Origin of the sequence: Streptomyces sp. NPDC049813 (assembly GCF_044465085.1) — a bacterium.
In the GTDB taxonomy this organism is placed as follows: Bacteria; Actinomycetota; Actinomycetes; order Streptomycetales; family Streptomycetaceae; genus Streptomyces.
On record NZ_JBITLI010000020.1, the window covers coordinates 51,480 to 67,600 of the forward strand.

The following is a 16,121-nucleotide window of genomic DNA, read 5'->3' on the forward strand; positions in this document are numbered from 1 at the left end:
CGGGTGCCGCGAGGGCCCTGGGGCGCGTGAGAGGGCCTGTCAGCCCGGCGCGACGAAACCGGATTCGTACGCGGCGATCACCGCCTGGGTCCGGTCCCGGACCCCGAGCTTGGCGAGCACGGCACTGACGTGCGACTTCACCGTCTCCGTGCCGACGACGAGCTCGGCGGCGATCTCCGCGTTGGACAGCCCCCGCGCCATGAGCCGCAGCACCGCCCTCTCTCGCTCGGTCAGCCCGGCCCGCTCCAGCGCGGCGCGCGCCGCCGCGTTGCCGTATGCGGCGGCCAGCCGGCGCAGCGCGGCCGGGAAGAGGAGGGACTCACCCGCAGCCACGAGCCGCACCGCGTGGACGATCTCGGCGGGCCGCGCCCGCTTCAACAGGAACCCGTCGGCGCCCGCGCGCAGCGCCCCGTAGACGTACTCGTCGTTCTCGAACGTGGTGATGACAAGGATCTTCGGGGGCCGTGGCACGGCGCGCAGCACCGCGCGCGTGGCCTCGATCCCGTCCAGCAGCGGCATCCGGACGTCCATGGCGACGACGTCGGGGCGCACCGCCCGCACCAGCGGGATCGCCGCCGCGCCGTCGGCCGCCTCGCCCACCACCTCGATGTCCGGCTGGGCTTCGAGGACGGCCCGCAGACCGGCGCGGACCAGCGGTTCGTCGTCGACGAGGAGCACGGTGAGCGGCATCGGGACAGCGTAGGTCAGGCCACCGGCAGCTCGACATGGACCTGCCACTCATCGCCGATCCGGCCACTGCGTGCCTGGCCACCGAGCAGGGCGGCCCGCTCCCGCACCCCGCGGAGCCCGCTTCCCGCGCCGGCCGTCACGAACGCCGCTCCTGCAGGCAGCTCGTCGCTCATCCCTGTAGGCGGCTCATTGGGCGCCCCTGTAGGCAGTTCATTGCGCACCTCCAGGTGCAACCGCCCCGCCGCGACGGTCAGGGCCACCCGGACCGGGACGGCCCCGCAGTGCCGCAGCACGTTCGTCAGCCCTTCCTGCAGAATGCGGTATCCCTCCCGGGAGACGGGCCCCGGCAGCGACTCCAGCGGGCCCCGCACCGTCACGTCCACCGTGGCGCCCGAGGCGCGCGCCGCACCGAACAGCCGTTCCGCGTCCCGCAACGAGGGCCGGGCGCTCACCGGCTGCTCCGCCTCCCGCAGCACCAGCAGGACCCGCTCCAGATCCTCCAGCGCCGCCCTCCCCGTCTCCTCGATGGCGTCGAGCGCCCGCTCGGTGAACGCCGCGTCGCCCGCCGCTCGCGCCGCGCCCGCCTGCACCACCACGACCGTCAGCGCGTGCCCGAGGGAGTCGTGCAGCTCCCGCGCGATCCGCGTGCGCTCCAACAGCCGCTCGGTCCGCTCCTCCAGGACGGCGACCCGCTCGGCCGCGGACGGGCCGAGCAGCACGAGGGCGGCCCACGCCGTCGCCCGGCCCGCACCCTCCACCACGCACCACAGGACGAGCAGCGGGACAGGGACGAGCGGCCCGCACCACCAACCCGGCGCGGGCAGCGGCAGAGGCGACACCGTGGCCACCGGCCGGCCCGCCGTGGCCCCGGCCAACTCCAGGACGGCCGCCATCAGCTGGGCCGACACCAGCGCCACCGAGAGCCCCAGGAGCAGCCGCAGCACGAGCCACACCGCCGTCCTGCCCCGGTCGCGCCACGACGCCGACGGGGCCACCGACACCCCTGCCTCCGCACCGCCGCCCGCCACGCGCGCGTGCCCGCCGGGAAACAGCATCAACCGCGCCTGCAACCCCTCCGCGCGCCGGACCCCCGGCACCGTCGCCAGCAGCACGAGCAGCGGCAGCGGAAGAACGTAGACGAGCACCCAGTCCCGTACGGAAGGAGCCGACAGCCCCGGGTAGACCGCGCCGCACACGAAGGCGAACACCGAGGCGACCAGCAGGTGCAGCCAGCGGGTGTACGTGACCGTACGCGTCAGCGGTCGCAGGAAGCGGGGCATGCGGTCATCGTGCCAGCCGCGCTCCTCGCGACGGCTCCCCCGTGCGAGGGAGGCGTTCCCCGCCCGCGGGGGAGGCCCGGGCCCGCGGAGGCGAGCCACGCTGACTCCCATGACCAGCATCGACGTCCAGAACCTCAGCAAGGAATACGGCGGGAGGCGCGCCGTGGACCGACTTGCCTTCCGGGTGGAACCGGGCCGCGTCACCGGCTTCCTCGGTCCGAACGGCGCCGGGAAGTCCACCACCATGCGCCTCGCCCTCGGCCTGAGCCGGCCCACCTCCGGACGCGTGCTCATCGGCGGCCGCCCCTACGCCTCCTACGACGAGCCGCTGCGCCAAGTAGGTGCGTTGCTCGACCCGCAAGCCGCCCACGGCGCCCGCACCGCGCACGCGCACCTGCGCATGCTCGCGGCCGCCAACCGCATCCCCGTACGCCGGGTCGACGAGGTGCTCGCTCAGGTAGGCCTCGCCGCCGTCGCCCGGCGCCGCGTGCGGACGTACTCGCTCGGCATGCGCCAGCGCCTCGGGGTCGCGGCGGCCCTGCTCGGCGACCCGGCGGTCGTCCTGCTCGACGAGCCGGCCAACGGCCTCGACCCCGAAGGCATCGTCTGGATGCGGGAGTTGCTGCGCGACCTCGCGCGGGCGGGCCGCACCGTGTTCGTCTCCAGCCACCTCATGAACGAGACGGCGTCCCTCGCCGACCACCTTGTCGTCCTCGGCCGCGGGCGGCTCCTCGCCGACACCTCGCTCACCGACTTCATCGCCGCCTACAGCAGCCCCGGCGCCCAGGTGCGCACCACCGAACAACCGCGCCTGCACGAAGCTCTCGCGCGCGCGGGACACACGTACACCGTCTCCGGCGACGGCGACCGCACCCTTGTAGGCGCCCCCGCAGCCGCCGTCGGAGCCCTCGCCGCCGAGGCCGGCATCCCCGTCCTCGAACTCGGCGACACGCACGCGTCCCTGGAGCAGGCCTATCTGGCTCTGACCGCGGCCGACACGGAGTACACGCAGCACGTGGAGTACACGCAGCACACCACCACCCCTGCCCAGGAGGCCTGACCGTGTCGACCGCCGCCGTGCTGCACTCCGAATGGATCAAGGTCAGGTCGCTGCGGGGCCGCCTCGGGACCCTCCTCGCCGTCTTCGCGAGCACCGTCGCTCTCACGGCGCTCGTCTCCGCCACCGTCGGCCGCACCGGGACCGGCCCCGGTGACGACCCGCTGTACGGCGCCTTCTTCGCGCTGAACTTCGGCCAGATCGCGGCCCTCGCCTTCGGCGCCACCGCCGTCTCCGCCGAGTACGCCGACGGCGCGCTGCGGGTCTCCCTGGCCGCCGTGCCCGACCGGACGCTCTTCTACGGAGCGAAGATGACGGTCATCGGCGGCTGCGCCCTCGTCGCCGGGACCGCCACCACCTTCACCACCTTCCTCCTGGGCCAGGCGCTGCTGGATTCCGGCGGACTGGGCCTCGGCGACCCGGGCGCGCTGCGCGCCTGCCTGGGCGGGGGCGTGTACCTGGCGCTGATGGCACTGTTCGCGGCCGGACTCACCGCCGTGCTGCGCAGCGCGGTCGCCGTCCTGAGCCTGCTCGTCCCGTTCCTGCTGCTCGTGTCGTTCGTCGTCGGCGATCTCGCCGTGACCGCCGCCGACCTCCTGCCCGACCGCGCCGGCCAACAGGTCCTGCGCCAGCACCCCGTGGGCAGTCTGGGCCCCTGGAGCGGGCTCGCGGTGTCCGGGGCGTGGGCCGGGCTCGCTCTGTTCGCCGGGGCGTGGACGGTGCGCCGCAGGGACGCCTGACGGTGGGTCGGGCCGTTGTCAGTGGCGGCCGCTTTACTGGAGCCATGAACATCGCGGAGCAACTCGCGACGATCGACGTGCTGTGGACCGGCCCCTTCCCGCCCGCCCACGGCAGATCGCCCGCGGGCTGGGGCGGACCCGGGTTCACCATGGCCGAGTTGACCGAGCGCGGCGGTGTCCGCGAGCTGGCGGAGGCGCAGGCGGACGCCGACCGCGACGGCCTGACCGAGCTGCTCGCCGCGCGCTGGGGGGACCCGTACCGGTTGAGCCTGTGGAGCCTGCACACCCGCGCCCTGGAGCACGGCGAGTCCATACCCGAGCCCTGGGGCTGGCTCAGTGCCTGCGCCCAGGATCTGCACCTGTGGAGCGTCGGGGAGCGCTGGGTGGCTCTCGCCGTCGCCCGGCAGGGCGACGAGCAGCCCTGCCAACTCCTCGCCGTGGTCACCGATGTCGCCCCGCCGTAGCCCGCGCGCGCCGCGCGCCGCGGGAACTCCCGTGCCACCATGGGATCTTGAGCCCGGCCGGTGTCGGCCCGGGCCGCGTCCGTGCCCCGCACCCGCCGTACACCGCACGAAGGAGAGCACATGAGCGACGACAGCGCGCCGCAGCAGCAGCCGGGGGACCGGATCGCCGCCCACATCGCGCACAACGCCCGTGTGTGGAACTACTGGCTGGGCGGCAAGGACCACTACGAGGTCGACGAGCAGGTCGGCTCCATGATCACGTCCATGTACCCGAGCATCGGGGAGGTCGCCCGCGCCGACCGCGCCTTCCTCGGCCGCGCCGTCGGCTTCCTCGCCGGTGAGGCGGGCATCCGGCAGTTCCTCGACATCGGTACGGGCCTGCCGACGGCCGAGAACACGCACGAGGTCGCCCAGCGCGTCGCGCCCGACGCCCGCATCGTCTACGTCGACAACGACCCGATCGTCCTCACGCACGCCCGCGCGCTGCTCACCAGCTCCGCCGAGGGCGCCACCCAGTACGTGGACGCGGACGCGCACGACCCGGACGCGATCGTCGCGGCCGCCTCGGGCACCCTCGACTTCGAGCGGCCCGTCGCCGTCATGCTGCTCGGCATCCTGAACTTCGTCGTCGACACCGAGAAGGCCACGTCCATCGTGCGCCGCCTCGTCGACGCGATCCCGTCGGGCAGTTACGTCGTCCTGACCCACCCGACGCTGGAGCTGGGCGGGGAGGGCAACGAGGCGGCGATGAAGTTCTGGAACGAGAACGCGACACCGCCGATCACCGCCCGCACCGGCGCGGAGGTCTCGGCCTTCCTCGACGGCCTGGAGCTGGTCGCGCCCGGCCTCGTCTCCTGCGCCCGCTGGCGCACCGAGGGGACCGAGGAGGGCCCGCTGGTCGCCCAGTTCGGAGCGGTGGCCCGCAAGCCGTAGCCGCCGCGCCCCGGGCGGTGGCCCGCAAACCGTAGCCGTCGCGCCCCGGGCCGCGGCTCGCCGCTAGGACGCCGCCGCGGCGACCCGCAGCCGCGCGAACTCCTCCGCCATCGTCTCCTTCGTCCAATGCGCGTTCAGCCCGCTGGGATTGGGCAGCGCCCACACCCGGGCGCCACCGATCGTGCGCTCCTGGGGGCCGATACGGGCCTTGGGATCCTGGAAGGCCGAGCGGTACGCCGTCACGCCGACGCCCGCGAGCCATGCGGGCCGCAGCCGCGCGACCTTCTCCTCCAGCAGTCGGCCGCCCTCCAGGTACTCCGCGGGGCTCAGTTCGTCGGCCCGCGCGGTCGGCCGCGCGACGACGTTCGTGATGCCGAGCCCGTACGACAGGAGTTCCTCCTGCTCGGCGGGGAGCAGGAGGCGGGGCGTGAAGCCGGACAGGTGCAGCACCGGCCAGAAGCGGTTGCCCGGCCGCGCGAAGTGGTGCCCGGTCACCGCCGTCATCAGCCCCGGGTTGATCCCGCAGAAGAGCACGGAGAGGCCGCTCGCGACGATGTCCGGCACCGGACGGTCACGGGCGGCCTCCAGCTCCGCGGGGGTCGGCCGGGTCAGAGGATCGCCCCGGGCGCGTAACCGGCGGCCTCCGGGTACCGCTTCACGATCTCCTCGACGCGCGCCACGACCTGCGCCACCTGACCGGCGGCGGCGCCCGTGAACGACAGCTTGTCCGCCATCAGTGCGTCCAGGCCCGCCCGGTCCAGCGGGATGCGGGGGTCCGCGGCCAGCGTGTCGAGCAGCTCGTTGCGCTCCGCGCCCTGCTCGCGCATGGCGAGCGCGGCGGCCACCGCGTTCTCCTTGATGGCCTCGTGGGCCTCCTCGCGGCCCACGCCCGCCCGCACCGACGCCATGAGCACCTTCGTGGTGGCCAGGAACGGCAGGTAGCGGTCGAGCTCGCGGGCGACGACCGCGGGGAACGCGCCGAACTCGTCGAGCACCGTCAAGAACGTCTCCAGCAGGCCGTCCAGCGCGAAGAACGCGTCCGGCAGTGCGACCCGGCGCACCACCGAGCAGGACACGTCGCCCTCGTTCCACTGGTCGCCGGCCAGCTCGCCGGTCATCGACGCGTAGCCGCGCAGGATCACCATGAGGCCGTTGACGCGCTCGCAGGAGCGGGTGTTCATCTTGTGCGGCATCGCCGAGGAGCCGACCTGACCCGGCTTGAAGCCCTCGGTCACCAGCTCGTGCCCGGCCATCAGCCGGATCGTCTTCGCCGTCGAGGAGGGCGCCGCGGCGAGCTGCACCAGCGCGGTGACGACCTCGTAGTCGAGCGAGCGCGGGTAGACCTGGCCCACCGACGTGAACGCCTGCGCGAAGCCCAGGTGCCCGGCGATCCGCTCCTCCAGCTCCGCGAGCTTCGCGTCGTCCCCGCCCAGCAGGTCGAGCATGTCCTGCGCGGTGCCGACCGGGCCCTTGATGCCGCGCAGCGGGTAGCGGGTCAGCAGCTCCTCGACGCGGCCGTGGGCGACGAGCAGTTCGTCCGTGGCGGTCGCGAACCGCTTGCCGAGCGTGGTGGCCTGCGCGGCGACGTTGTGCGAGCGGCCCGCCATGACCAGCTCGCCGTACTCACCGGCGAGCCTGGCCAGCCGGGCGAGGACGGCGACGGTCCGGTCGCGCACCAGCTCGAGCGAGAGCCGGATCTGCAACTGCTCGACGTTCTCCGTCAGGTCGCGGGAGGTCATCCCCTTGTGGACCTGCTCGTGCCCGGCGAGCGCGTTGAACTCCTCGATACGGGCCTTCACGTCGTGCCGGGTGACCTTCTCGCGCTCGGCGATGGAGGCGAGGTCGACCTGGTCGAGCACCCGCTCGTAGTCGGCGATCGCGGCGTCGGGCACCTCGATCCCGAGGTCCTTCTGTGCCTTCAGCACGGCGAGCCAGAGGCGGCGCTCCAGCTTCACCTTCTCCTCCGGCGACCAGAGGGTGGCGAGCTCGGCGGAGGCATAGCGTCCGGCGAGAACGTTCGGGATACGGGGCTTGGCAGGCGCAGTCACGTGGACGGAGTTTACCGGGCGTCCCTACAGGCTCCGAACCGCGGACGGAATGGAGGAACGTACAGGTCAGCGCCGCTTGAGAGGTGACGGACGCCACACCGTACGGGCCTGGGAAGTCGGCCAGGTCCTCGATGGTCCACGGGCGCGGCCCGGCGCCGCAGGCGCCCCGGCGCTCTCCTAAGATCCAGGGGTGCGCGCCGGGGGACGGACAAGGGCGTGCCGGGAGGGACGAGCAGGTGGGCGGGGGACGCGGAGCGTTCGGGGCCGCGCTGCGGGAACTGCGGCTCGCGGCGTCACTGACCCTGGAAGGACTGGCGGAGGCCTCGGGCGTCAGCGTGCGCGGCATCGGGGACCTGGAGCGCGGACGACGGGCGGCGCCGCAGCGCCGCACGGTGGCCGCCCTCGCGGACGGACTGGGCCTGAACGAGGCGGAGCGGGAGCGGCTGCTCGCCGTCGCCCGCAGCGGCCGCGGCGGCGCGTACCGGCCGGCCGGGGTGGGCACCTTCCCCCGCGGCGTCGACGACTTCGTCGGCCGGGGGCCCGAGCTGGCGCGGCTGCGTGCCCTCGCGGAGCGGGCCACCGCCGCCGGCCCCGGCGAGGACGGCGTCCCGCCGGGGCACCCGGTGACGGTCGCGGTCTCCGGCCCGCCGGGCACCGGCAAGACGACGCTGGCGCTGCACGCCGCCCGCGCGCTCGCCGGCCGGTTCCCCGACGGCCAGCTCGTCCTCGACCTGCGCGGCCTGGACGACGAGCCGCCCGGGCCCGCCGAACTGATGCTCACCGTGCTCAAGGCGCTCCACGTGGCCGACCGGGACCTCACGAAGGCCGGACCGCGGGGACATGCCGCCCTGTACCGGCAGACCCTGGCCGACCACCGCGTCCTGCTGGTCCTGGACAACGCCCGCGACGAGGCGCAGGTGCGCCCGCTGCTGCCGGGCGCCGGCGCGGGCCTGGTCGTCGTGACGAGCCGGCGCATGCTCACCGGCCTGGAGAGCGTGCACCGGCTGCCGCTCGGCGAACTGAGCCCCGGGGAGGCCGCCGCGTTCCTGACCGCGCTCGTCGGGGCCGAGCGGGCCGCGGCCGACCCGGCGGCCCTCGCCGACGTCGCGTCCCGCTGCGGCCACCTCCCGCTGGCCCTGCGCGTGGCGGGCAACTGGCTGGCCACGCGTACCGGCTGGTCCGTGCGCCGCCTCGCCGACCGGCTGGCGGCCGACGAGCGGCGGCTCGACGTCCTGGCCGCCGGCGACCTGCGGGTCTCCGCCGCCTTCGAGCTGTCCTACCGGCAGCTCACACCGGCGGCCGCCCGCCTGTTTAGGCGTCTGTCCCTGGTCCCCGGCCCGGACACCGGCGCCCCGGCCGCCGCCCGGCTGACCGGCCGGCGGCTCCACGACGCCGAGGACACCCTGGAGGAGCTGGTCGAGGCCGGTCTGCTCGGCAGCGACGGGGACCGCTACCGCCTGCACGACCTGGTCTGCCTCTTCGCCCGGGCCCGGCTTGCCGCCGAGGAGGACACCGAGACCGTCCACCGGGTCCGCGCGGAGCTGCACCGCTGGCTCCTGGAGACGACCGTGGTGGCGGGCCGCTGGTTCGAACCCGGCCACGGCGCACCCCCCGCGCAGTGGCAGGGCGAGGTCGACCTGTCCCACGCCGACCACGCCCGGCACTGGCTCAAGGCCGAGGGCGCCAACTGGCTCGCGGCCCTGCGCGCCGCCGCCGCGGCCGGTGAGCACGCCACCGTGGTCGAGGTCGCCGAGGCACTGCACTGGTTCTCCGACCAGTGGATCTTCTGGGGGCACTGGCCCGAGGTCTTCGCCGCGGCCGCGCGCGCCGCCCGCGCCCTGGACGACCCGTCCCTCGAAGCGACGCACCTCAACTACCACGCCTGGGCGCTCCTGCTGTGCGAGGGCCGCTTCCGCGACAGCCTCGGCCGGTCCGCCGCGGCCCGCGCCGCCGCCGTCCGCGCGGCCGACGTCACCCAGGAGGCCTGGGCCGACTTCTACAGCGCCTGGGCCCTGCGCAAACTCCACGAGTACGCGTCGGCCGGCACGCACATGGAACGCGCGGGCCGCCTCTTCGCCGCCGCCGACGACCTGTACGGCAGTCTGAACGCCCGGCACGGCCACGCCCTCATCCTCGCGGAGGAGCACCGGGCCGAGGCGTCCCTGCGGGCCTTCGAGTCGGCGCTCGCCTTCCTGGACGAGGCCGGCGACGGCATCGCCCCGCACATCGCCGTCAACGTGCGCTCCGGACTGCACTCCGGGATGCCCCACGGCCTCGCCGACCTGGAGCGGTGGGACGACGCCGTCGCGCACCGGCGGATCGCGGTGGACCTTTGGCACGACTCCGGCAACACCACGCAGGAGAGCAGCGAACTGGTCCGTCTCGGCCTGCTCCTGCTGACCGCGGGCCGGGCGGCCCGAGCGCGCGAGGCCTTCACCCGCTGCCTCGACCTCGGCCCGGACGCCGCCCCGCAGGCTCGCACCGACGCCCGCCGCCACCTCACGGAGCTGGACCGGACACCGTAGCCCCGGCCCCCGGCACGGTTTCTGCCTGCTTTCTGCCTGGAGAACGCGACAGGGCCCTGATTGTCTGGACATGGCGGAGAAACCGGGCGTCGACGTCGCCGCCGGACCTCCGCGCAGGACCAGGCGCCGCCCCCGGCGCACCGCATCCCTGTGCGCCGAGGAGCCGAACGCTCCGCCCTTGCTGTGCAGGGAGAGGAGAGCCGGATGAACCCGGTGCTGACCACGGACGCGGTGTCCGGGCCCGAGGGACTCGACCACTGGCGGGCCGCGCTCGCCCGGGTCCGGGTGCCCGCGGCCGTCACACGGAGCGGGGACGGCCCGTTCACCGGCCGGCTCACCACCGCGCAGGTGGGCTTCCTGCGGGTCAGCACCGTCGAGGCGGACGCGCACCGGGTCAGCCGGACGGCGTCGCACGTCGCGCGCTCCGCCGACCCCTGTGTCGTGGTCGGCGTCCAGGTGTCGGGCCGCACCGCCCTGACCCAGGACGGCCGGCGGGCCGACGTGGGCCCCGGCGACCTCTTCGTCAACGACACGGCGCGCCCCTGCCACTGGGCACACCCCGGCCCCTTCACCGCCCGCCTCGTCCACATCCCGCACCGCACCCTCGGCCTGCCCGCCGAGGACCTGCGCCGCGTCACCGGCACCGCCATCGGCACCGAGCGGGGCTGCGGCGCGGTCCTGGGCCCCTTCCTGTCGTCGCTGGTCGACTCCGCCGCCGCGTACGCCCCCGGGCTCGCGGGCCGGCTGGCCTCCAGCGTCGTCGATCTCGTCGCCGTCCTGGTGGCGGAGCAGGCCCGGGGCGCGGGCGCCGGGGAGGAGAACGCCCGCCCTCACCTGGTGGCCCGGATCCGCGACCACATCGACCGGAACCTGGGGGACCCGGAGCTGACGCCGGAGGCCATCGCCCGGGCCCACCACATCTCCGTGCGCTACCTCCACCGGCTCTTCGAGGACGAGGAGCTCACCGTCGGCCGGCTGGTCCAGCGCCGCCGCCTGGAGGAGTGCGCCCGGGAACTGGCTCGCGGCGGACGGAACCCGCCGTCCGTGGCGTCGGTGGCGCAGCGCTGGGGGTTCGCCAGCCCCGCGCACTTCAGCCGCGCGTTCCGGGGCGCTTACGGAATCTCGCCCCGCGAGTGGCGCAGCGCGCGCACCACTGCCGTGACGTGAGCGCGGGCCCGCCCGGCGAAGGGCGGGCCCGCGCGGCAGGAACGTCAGGCGATGGCGCGGACGGCGTCGAGGATCAGCCCCGCGACGTCCTTGGGCCGGGAGACGGCCACCGCGTGCGAGGCGCCGTCGAGTTCGACGACGGTCGCGCCGGCGCGCTCGGCGCCGAAGCGTTCGACCTCGGGGTTGATGGCCCGGTCGGCGCCGGCGACGAGGGCCCAGGCCGGCGTGGTGTGCCAGGCCGCCGCTGCCGCCTTCTCCTCGAACGCGGCAGCGGCCAGCGGCCGTTGGGCCAGGGCCAGGACCTGGGTGGTCGCGGCGGGCACGTCCGCGGCGAAGATCTCCGGGAACGCCTCCGGGACGATCGTCACCTCGGTGGCCGGCGCCGCGCCGGCCACCGGGTACGTGGCCTGCTTCAGGTTGCTGACGAGCGGCGAGAGCGGGAAGCGGCCCTGCAACTCGCCCAGGCTCTCGCCCTCTTCGAGGACGTAGGCGGCGACATAGACGAGACCGACCACGTTCTCCGCGGTGCCGGCGACGGTGATGAGCGCGCCGCCGTAGGAGTGACCGACGAGGATCACGGGCCCGTCGATCTGCGCGGCGACGGAGGCGATGTACGCGGCGTCCGCGGCGAGGCCGCGCAGCGGGTTGGGCGGTGCGAGCACCGCTATGCCGTGCTCGCGCAGTTCGGCGATGACGCCGGACCAGCTGGCGGCGTCGGCGAAGGCGCCGTGCACGAGGACGACGGTGGGCGGATTACCGGGCGGGGTGCTGGAGGCCATGGGGCACTTCCTCGGGGAGTCGTGGAACGTCGTGAACGGGAAGGGAGCGGGCGGGTCAGCGCGCGTCGAAGGTCGTCCGCAGCGTGGAGACGGCCAGCGCGATGGCCGCCTCGGCGGCATGCGTGTCCCGCAGCGCGTTGAGCATCACGAAGTCGTGGATGACGCCCTGGAAGCGGACCGCGGTGACCGGGACCCCGGCCGCGCGCAGCTTGTTGGCGTACGCCTCGCCCTCGTCGCGCAGCACGTCCGCCTCGCCCGTGATGACGAGGGCCGGCGGCAGCCCGGCCAGCTGCTCGGTGGTGGCCCGCAGCGGCGACGCGGTGATCTGCGCGCGCTCGTCCTCGTCGGTCGTGTACTGGTCCCAGAACCACTCCATGCCGTCGCGGCGCAGGAAGTACCCCTCCGCGAACTGGCGGTAGGAGCCGGTGTCGAAGCGCGCGTCGGTGACCGGGTAGAACAGCACCTGGCCCAGGAGCGGGACGTCCCCGCGCTCCTTGGCCATGAGCGTCAGCGCGGCGCTCATGTTGCCGCCCACCGAGTCCCCGGCCACCGCGACGCGCTGCCCGTCCAGGCCGTGCGCGGCGCCCTCGGCGACGACCCAGCGGGCCACCGCGTAGTTCTGCTCGATCGCGACGGGGTAGCGGGCCTCCGGCGAGAGGTCGTACTCGGGGAAGACGACGGCGGCGCCCACGCCCACCGCGAGCTCGCGCACCAGCCGGTCATGGGTGTGCGCGTTGCCGAAGACCCAGCCCGCGCCGTGGATGTAGAAGATGACCGGGAGCGTCCCGGAGACCCCGGCGGGCCGCACGACGCGGGCCCGTACCCGGCCCGTCGGGCCGCCGGTGACGGTCACCCACTCCTCGTCCACCTCCGGCAGCTCCACCGGGCCCGACTGCACCTCGTCGACGGCCTTGCGGCCGTCCGCGGGCGCCAGCTCGAACAGGAACGGGGGAGTGGCCGTCGCCTCCGCGAACGCGGCCGCCGCCGGTTCCAGTACGGGCACGACGGGCTCGATCCGAAGGACACCATCCGACATGAACTGCTCCTCAGCGCTCGGCCGCCCACGGGCCGTCCCGTGGGCGATGCCGTCACGCTAGAGGCGCGGGAGCCCGGCGAATTGCCTGTCGGCGCACCGCATGTGACCTGAGAGCGCACGGTGGGCCAGGCCGGTGCCGGGCGTCCGTCGTGCCGTCGCTCAGTCCCGCTCCCAGGGCGCCAGCTCGGGGCGCTTCGGGGGGCGGCCGTCGCCGGAGGAGCGGCCGGTCAGCCGGCGGCCGATCCAGGGCACCAGGTGCTGCTTGGCGAACCGGGCGTCGGCCACGCGCCGCGAGACCCAGCCCGCCGGCACCGCGGCCGCCAGCGGCGTGCGCCAGTCCGACTCCGCGTCGTGCCCGAGGGCCTGCCAGACCGCCTCGGCGATCCGCTCGTGGCCCTCCGCCGTCGGGTGCAGCCGGTCCACGTCCCACATCCGCTGGTCGCCGAGGACGGGCACCCCGTACAGATCGACGACCAGGGCGTCGTGCCGCGCCGCCAGCTCGTCGATGCACACGTACAGCTCCTCCATCCGCGGCCGGAAACGCTCCATCACCGGACCGTTGCGCCCGGGGCTGCGCATCAGGACGAGGCGCCGGCACGACGGCGCGAGCCGCTCGACCGCCTCGGTGAGCAGGTCACGGACCCGGACCATGTCGCACTTGGGCCGCAAGGTGTCGTTGAGCCCGCCCACCAGGGTCACCACGTCGGCCTTCATGGCGGCGGCCACGTCGACCTGCTCGTCGACGATCTGCTGGATCAGCTTGCCGCGCACGGCGAGGTTCGCGTACCGGAAACCGGGGGTCCGCGCCGCCATGCGGGCGGCCAGCAGGTCGGCCCAGCCGCGGTAGGAGCCGTCGGGCATCAGGTCCGACATGCCCTCGGTGAACGAGTCGCCGACCGCGACGAGACTGGTGTATTCGACATTCATCTCCATGGCGCCAGAAATCGTATCCCGGCCGTCCGGCGCGCACACGGCAGGTCTGGGCAGCGGCCCCCCGACGGCGGCCCTGCCCAGACCGTGTCGGCTCTACACGGGCTGCCCGAACAGCTCGCGCAGCACGTCCTCCATGGTCACCATGCCGGCGAGCCGGCCGTCCGCGCCGAGCACCGCCGCCACGTGCGTGCGACTGCCGCGCATCGCCGTCAGGACGTCGTCCAGCGGCGTCGTCTCCCGGACGCGCGCGATGGAGCGCATGTCCGGCACCCGGAACGGCAGATCGCGCGGCATCGCGTCCAGCGCGTCCTTCACGTGCAGGTAGCCGACGATGCGCCGGCCCTCGTCCACGACGGGGAACCGGGAGAACCCGGACTCCGCCGACAACTGCTCCAGCTGTTCCGGGGTGACGCCCACGCGCGCGTAGACCACCTTCTCCAACGGCAGGACGACGTCCTTGATGGGGCGCCTGCCCAGCTCCAGCGCGTCGTGCAGCCGCTCCTGCGCCCGGTCGTCGATCAGCCCCGCCTCGGAGGAGTCCTTGACCATCCGGGCCAGCTCGTCGTCCGAGAACACGGCCGTGACCTCGTCCTTAACCTCCACGCGCAACAGTTTGAGCAGCGTGTTCGCGAAGGCGTTCACCGTGAAGATGACCGGGCGCAGGGCCCGCGCCAGCGCCACCAGCGGCGGGCCGAGCAGCAGCGCGGAGCGCACCGGCTCGGCGAGCGCGATGTTCTTCGGCACCATCTCGCCCAGCAGCATGTGCAGGTACGTCGCCACGGTCAGCGCGATCACGAACGAGATCGGGTGGACCAGGCCGTGCGGCACCCCGACCGCGTCGAAGAGCGGCTCCAGCAGGTGCGCGATGGCCGGTTCGGCGACGATGCCGAGCACCAGCGTGCACAGTGTGATGCCGAGCTGCGCCGCGGCCAGCAGCGCCGACACGTGCTGCAGCCCCCACAGGACGCTGCGGGCCCGCCGGTCGCCGTTCTCGGCGTAGGGTTCGATCTGGCTGCGCCGCACCGAGATCAGCGCGAACTCACCACCGACGAAGAAGGCGTTGACGACCAGCGTCGCGAGCCCGATCAGCAACTGGACCGCGGTCATCGGACCTCCTCCTCGGCGGGCGTGCCGGCGAGCGGCGTGTGCAGCAGGACGCGGGCGGCGCGGTGGCCGTGCGCGTCCACGACGTCGAGCCGCCATCCGGTGACCTCGACGCTGTCGCCGACGTCGGGGATGCGCCCCAGCTCGGCGGCGACCAGACCGGCCAGCGTCTCGTACGGGCCGTCCGGCACCCGCAGGCCCACTCGGGCGAGCTGGTCGGTGCGGGCGGCGCCGTCCGCCGAGTACAGGGCGCGGCCCTCGTCGTCGGTGCCCGCGGGGGCGATGTCGGGCGTCTCGTGCGGATCGTGCTCGTCACGGACCTCGCCGACGACCTCCTCGACGATGTCCTCCAGCGTGGCGACCCCGGCGGTGCCGCCGTACTCGTCGATGACGACGGCCATGGTGCGCCTGCCCGACAGCCGGTCGAGCAGCCGGTCCACGGTCAGCGACTCCGGGACGAGCAGCGGCTCGCGCAGCAGCTCGGAGACGCGTTTGCGGTGCCGCTGCTCGGCGGGGACGGCCAGGACGTCCTTGATGTGCGCGACGCCGACGACGGAGTCGAGGCTGCCGCGGTAGACGGGGAAGCGGGACAGTCCGGTGGCCCGGGTCGCGTTGGCCACGTCCTCGCAGGTGGCCTGCATGTCGAGTGCGATGACCTGGACGCGGGGCGTCATCACGTTCTCCGCGGTCAGGTCCGCCAGGTTCAGCGTACGGACGAACAGCTCCGCGGTGTCCGCCTCCAGGGCGCCCTCCTTGGCGGAGTGCCGGGCGAGCGCCATCAGCTCCTGGGGGCCGCGCGCGGAGGCCAGCTCCTCGGTCGGTTCGATGCCGAAGCGGCGCACCAGCCGGTTCGCGGTGTTGTTCAGATGCGTGATGAACGGGCGGAACGCCGCGCTGAACCAGCGCTGCGGCGTCGCCACCCGCTTCGCCACGGCCAGCGGCGAGGAGATCGCCCAGTTCTTCGGCACCAGCTCGCCGACGACCATCAGGAAGACGGTCGACAGGGCGGTGCCGATCACCAGCGCGACCGAGGTCGACGCCGAGGCCGGGATGCCGACCGCTTCGAGCGGACCGGCGATGAGCTTGGCGATGGAGGACTCGGCGAGCATGCCGACGACCAGATTGGTGACGGTGATGCCGAGCTGGGCGCCGGACAGCTGGAAGGTCAGGTTCCGGACCGCCTTGAGGGCACCGGCGGCGCCCCGCTCACCGCGCTCGGCGGCGAGTTCCAGATCGCCGCGCTGCACGGTCGTGAGCGAGAACTCCGCGGCCACGAAGGCGCCACAGGCCAAGGAGAGCAGGACGGCGGCGGTGAGCAGGAGCACTTCGGTCATCGGGTCACCTCCGTCCCATAATCGGCCAGAG

At 74.2% G+C, this 16,121-nt stretch carries 15 protein-coding genes; 6 read left to right on the forward strand and 9 right to left on the reverse strand.

Annotated features, from left to right (window positions below; translation table 11 throughout):
• Positions 1-39: 39 nt before the first annotated feature.
• Together ACIBW6_RS31240 and ACIBW6_RS31245 are read right to left on the reverse strand one after the other, a co-directional pair.
• Positions 40-690 (reverse strand): response regulator, encoded by a 651-nt coding sequence (locus ACIBW6_RS31240; RefSeq protein ID WP_399065549.1) that lies wholly within the window; start codon positions 688-690, stop codon positions 40-42.
• 14 nt (positions 691-704) lie between these two features.
• Positions 705-1,970, reverse strand: coding sequence for a sensor histidine kinase (locus tag ACIBW6_RS31245; RefSeq protein ID WP_399065551.1), 1,266 nt, complete (start codon positions 1,968-1,970; stop codon positions 705-707).
• A gap of 109 nt (positions 1,971-2,079) precedes the next feature.
• On the opposite strand from ACIBW6_RS31245, the gene ACIBW6_RS31250 reads away from it, so the two are divergent.
• The 4 genes from ACIBW6_RS31250 (at position 2,080) to ACIBW6_RS31265 (ending at position 5,164) form a co-directional block, all read left to right on the forward strand.
• Positions 2,080-3,030 carry an ABC transporter ATP-binding protein gene (locus tag ACIBW6_RS31250; protein WP_399065553.1) on the forward strand — a complete coding sequence of 317 codons (951 nt, stop codon included), beginning with the start codon at positions 2,080-2,082 and terminating at the stop codon, positions 3,028-3,030.
• Positions 3,027-3,767: an ABC transporter permease gene (locus ACIBW6_RS31255; protein ID WP_399065752.1), complete on the forward strand. Its 741-nt coding sequence runs from the start codon at positions 3,027-3,029 to the stop codon at positions 3,765-3,767. Before ACIBW6_RS31250 ends, ACIBW6_RS31255 begins: the two co-directional genes overlap by 4 nt.
• 44 nt (positions 3,768-3,811) lie before the next feature.
• On the forward strand, positions 3,812-4,231 hold the full coding sequence (locus ACIBW6_RS31260) for a hypothetical protein (protein WP_399065556.1): 420 nt from the start codon (positions 3,812-3,814) through the stop codon (positions 4,229-4,231).
• Positions 4,232-4,351: 120 nt separating this feature from the next.
• Complete coding sequence (locus tag ACIBW6_RS31265) at positions 4,352-5,164, forward strand: SAM-dependent methyltransferase (protein WP_399065558.1); 813 nt, start codon at positions 4,352-4,354, stop codon at positions 5,162-5,164.
• A gap of 63 nt (positions 5,165-5,227) precedes the next feature.
• Here ACIBW6_RS31265 and mug read toward each other — a convergent pair whose 3' ends face one another.
• Positions 5,228-5,776 carry a G/U mismatch-specific DNA glycosylase gene (mug, locus tag ACIBW6_RS31270; RefSeq protein ID WP_399065754.1) on the reverse strand — a complete coding sequence of 183 codons (549 nt, stop codon included), beginning with the start codon at positions 5,774-5,776 and terminating at the stop codon, positions 5,228-5,230.
• Entirely contained in the window at positions 5,773-7,212 is a 1,440-nt protein-coding gene (gene purB / locus ACIBW6_RS31275) for an adenylosuccinate lyase (protein WP_399065560.1), read from the reverse strand. The genes mug and purB overlap by 4 nt, the downstream gene beginning before the upstream one ends.
• 236 nt (positions 7,213-7,448) lie before the next feature.
• Here purB and ACIBW6_RS31280 point away from each other — a divergent pair, with 236 nt between their 5' ends.
• Both ACIBW6_RS31280 and ACIBW6_RS31285 read left to right on the forward strand, forming a co-directional pair.
• A complete protein-coding gene (locus tag ACIBW6_RS31280; protein ID WP_399065562.1) occupies positions 7,449-9,737 on the forward strand; it encodes a helix-turn-helix domain-containing protein in 2,289 nt (762 codons plus the stop codon).
• A 204-nt stretch (positions 9,738-9,941) separates the two neighbouring features.
• A complete protein-coding gene (locus ACIBW6_RS31285) occupies positions 9,942-10,904 on the forward strand; it encodes a helix-turn-helix domain-containing protein (RefSeq protein ID WP_399065564.1) in 963 nt (320 codons plus the stop codon).
• A 44-nt stretch (positions 10,905-10,948) separates the two neighbouring features.
• Here the strand turns inward: ACIBW6_RS31285 and ACIBW6_RS31290 are convergent, their stop codons facing one another.
• From ACIBW6_RS31290 to ACIBW6_RS31310, 5 genes are all read right to left on the reverse strand, one after another.
• Positions 10,949-11,683 carry an alpha/beta fold hydrolase gene (locus tag ACIBW6_RS31290; protein ID WP_399065566.1) on the reverse strand — a complete coding sequence of 245 codons (735 nt, stop codon included), beginning with the start codon at positions 11,681-11,683 and terminating at the stop codon, positions 10,949-10,951.
• A gap of 55 nt (positions 11,684-11,738) precedes the next feature.
• Positions 11,739-12,719: an alpha/beta hydrolase gene (locus ACIBW6_RS31295; RefSeq protein WP_399065568.1), complete on the reverse strand. Its 981-nt coding sequence runs from the start codon at positions 12,717-12,719 to the stop codon at positions 11,739-11,741.
• 159 nt (positions 12,720-12,878) lie between these two features.
• Positions 12,879-13,652: an SGNH/GDSL hydrolase family protein gene (locus tag ACIBW6_RS31300; protein WP_399065570.1), complete on the reverse strand. Its 774-nt coding sequence runs from the start codon at positions 13,650-13,652 to the stop codon at positions 12,879-12,881.
• A 93-nt stretch (positions 13,653-13,745) separates the two neighbouring features.
• Positions 13,746-14,759 (reverse strand): hemolysin family protein, encoded by a 1,014-nt coding sequence (locus tag ACIBW6_RS31305; protein WP_399065572.1) that lies wholly within the window; start codon positions 14,757-14,759, stop codon positions 13,746-13,748.
• A complete protein-coding gene (locus ACIBW6_RS31310) occupies positions 14,756-16,090 on the reverse strand; it encodes a hemolysin family protein (RefSeq protein ID WP_399065574.1) in 1,335 nt (444 codons plus the stop codon). The genes ACIBW6_RS31305 and ACIBW6_RS31310 overlap by 4 nt, the downstream gene beginning before the upstream one ends.
• Positions 16,091-16,121 lie beyond the last annotated feature (31 nt).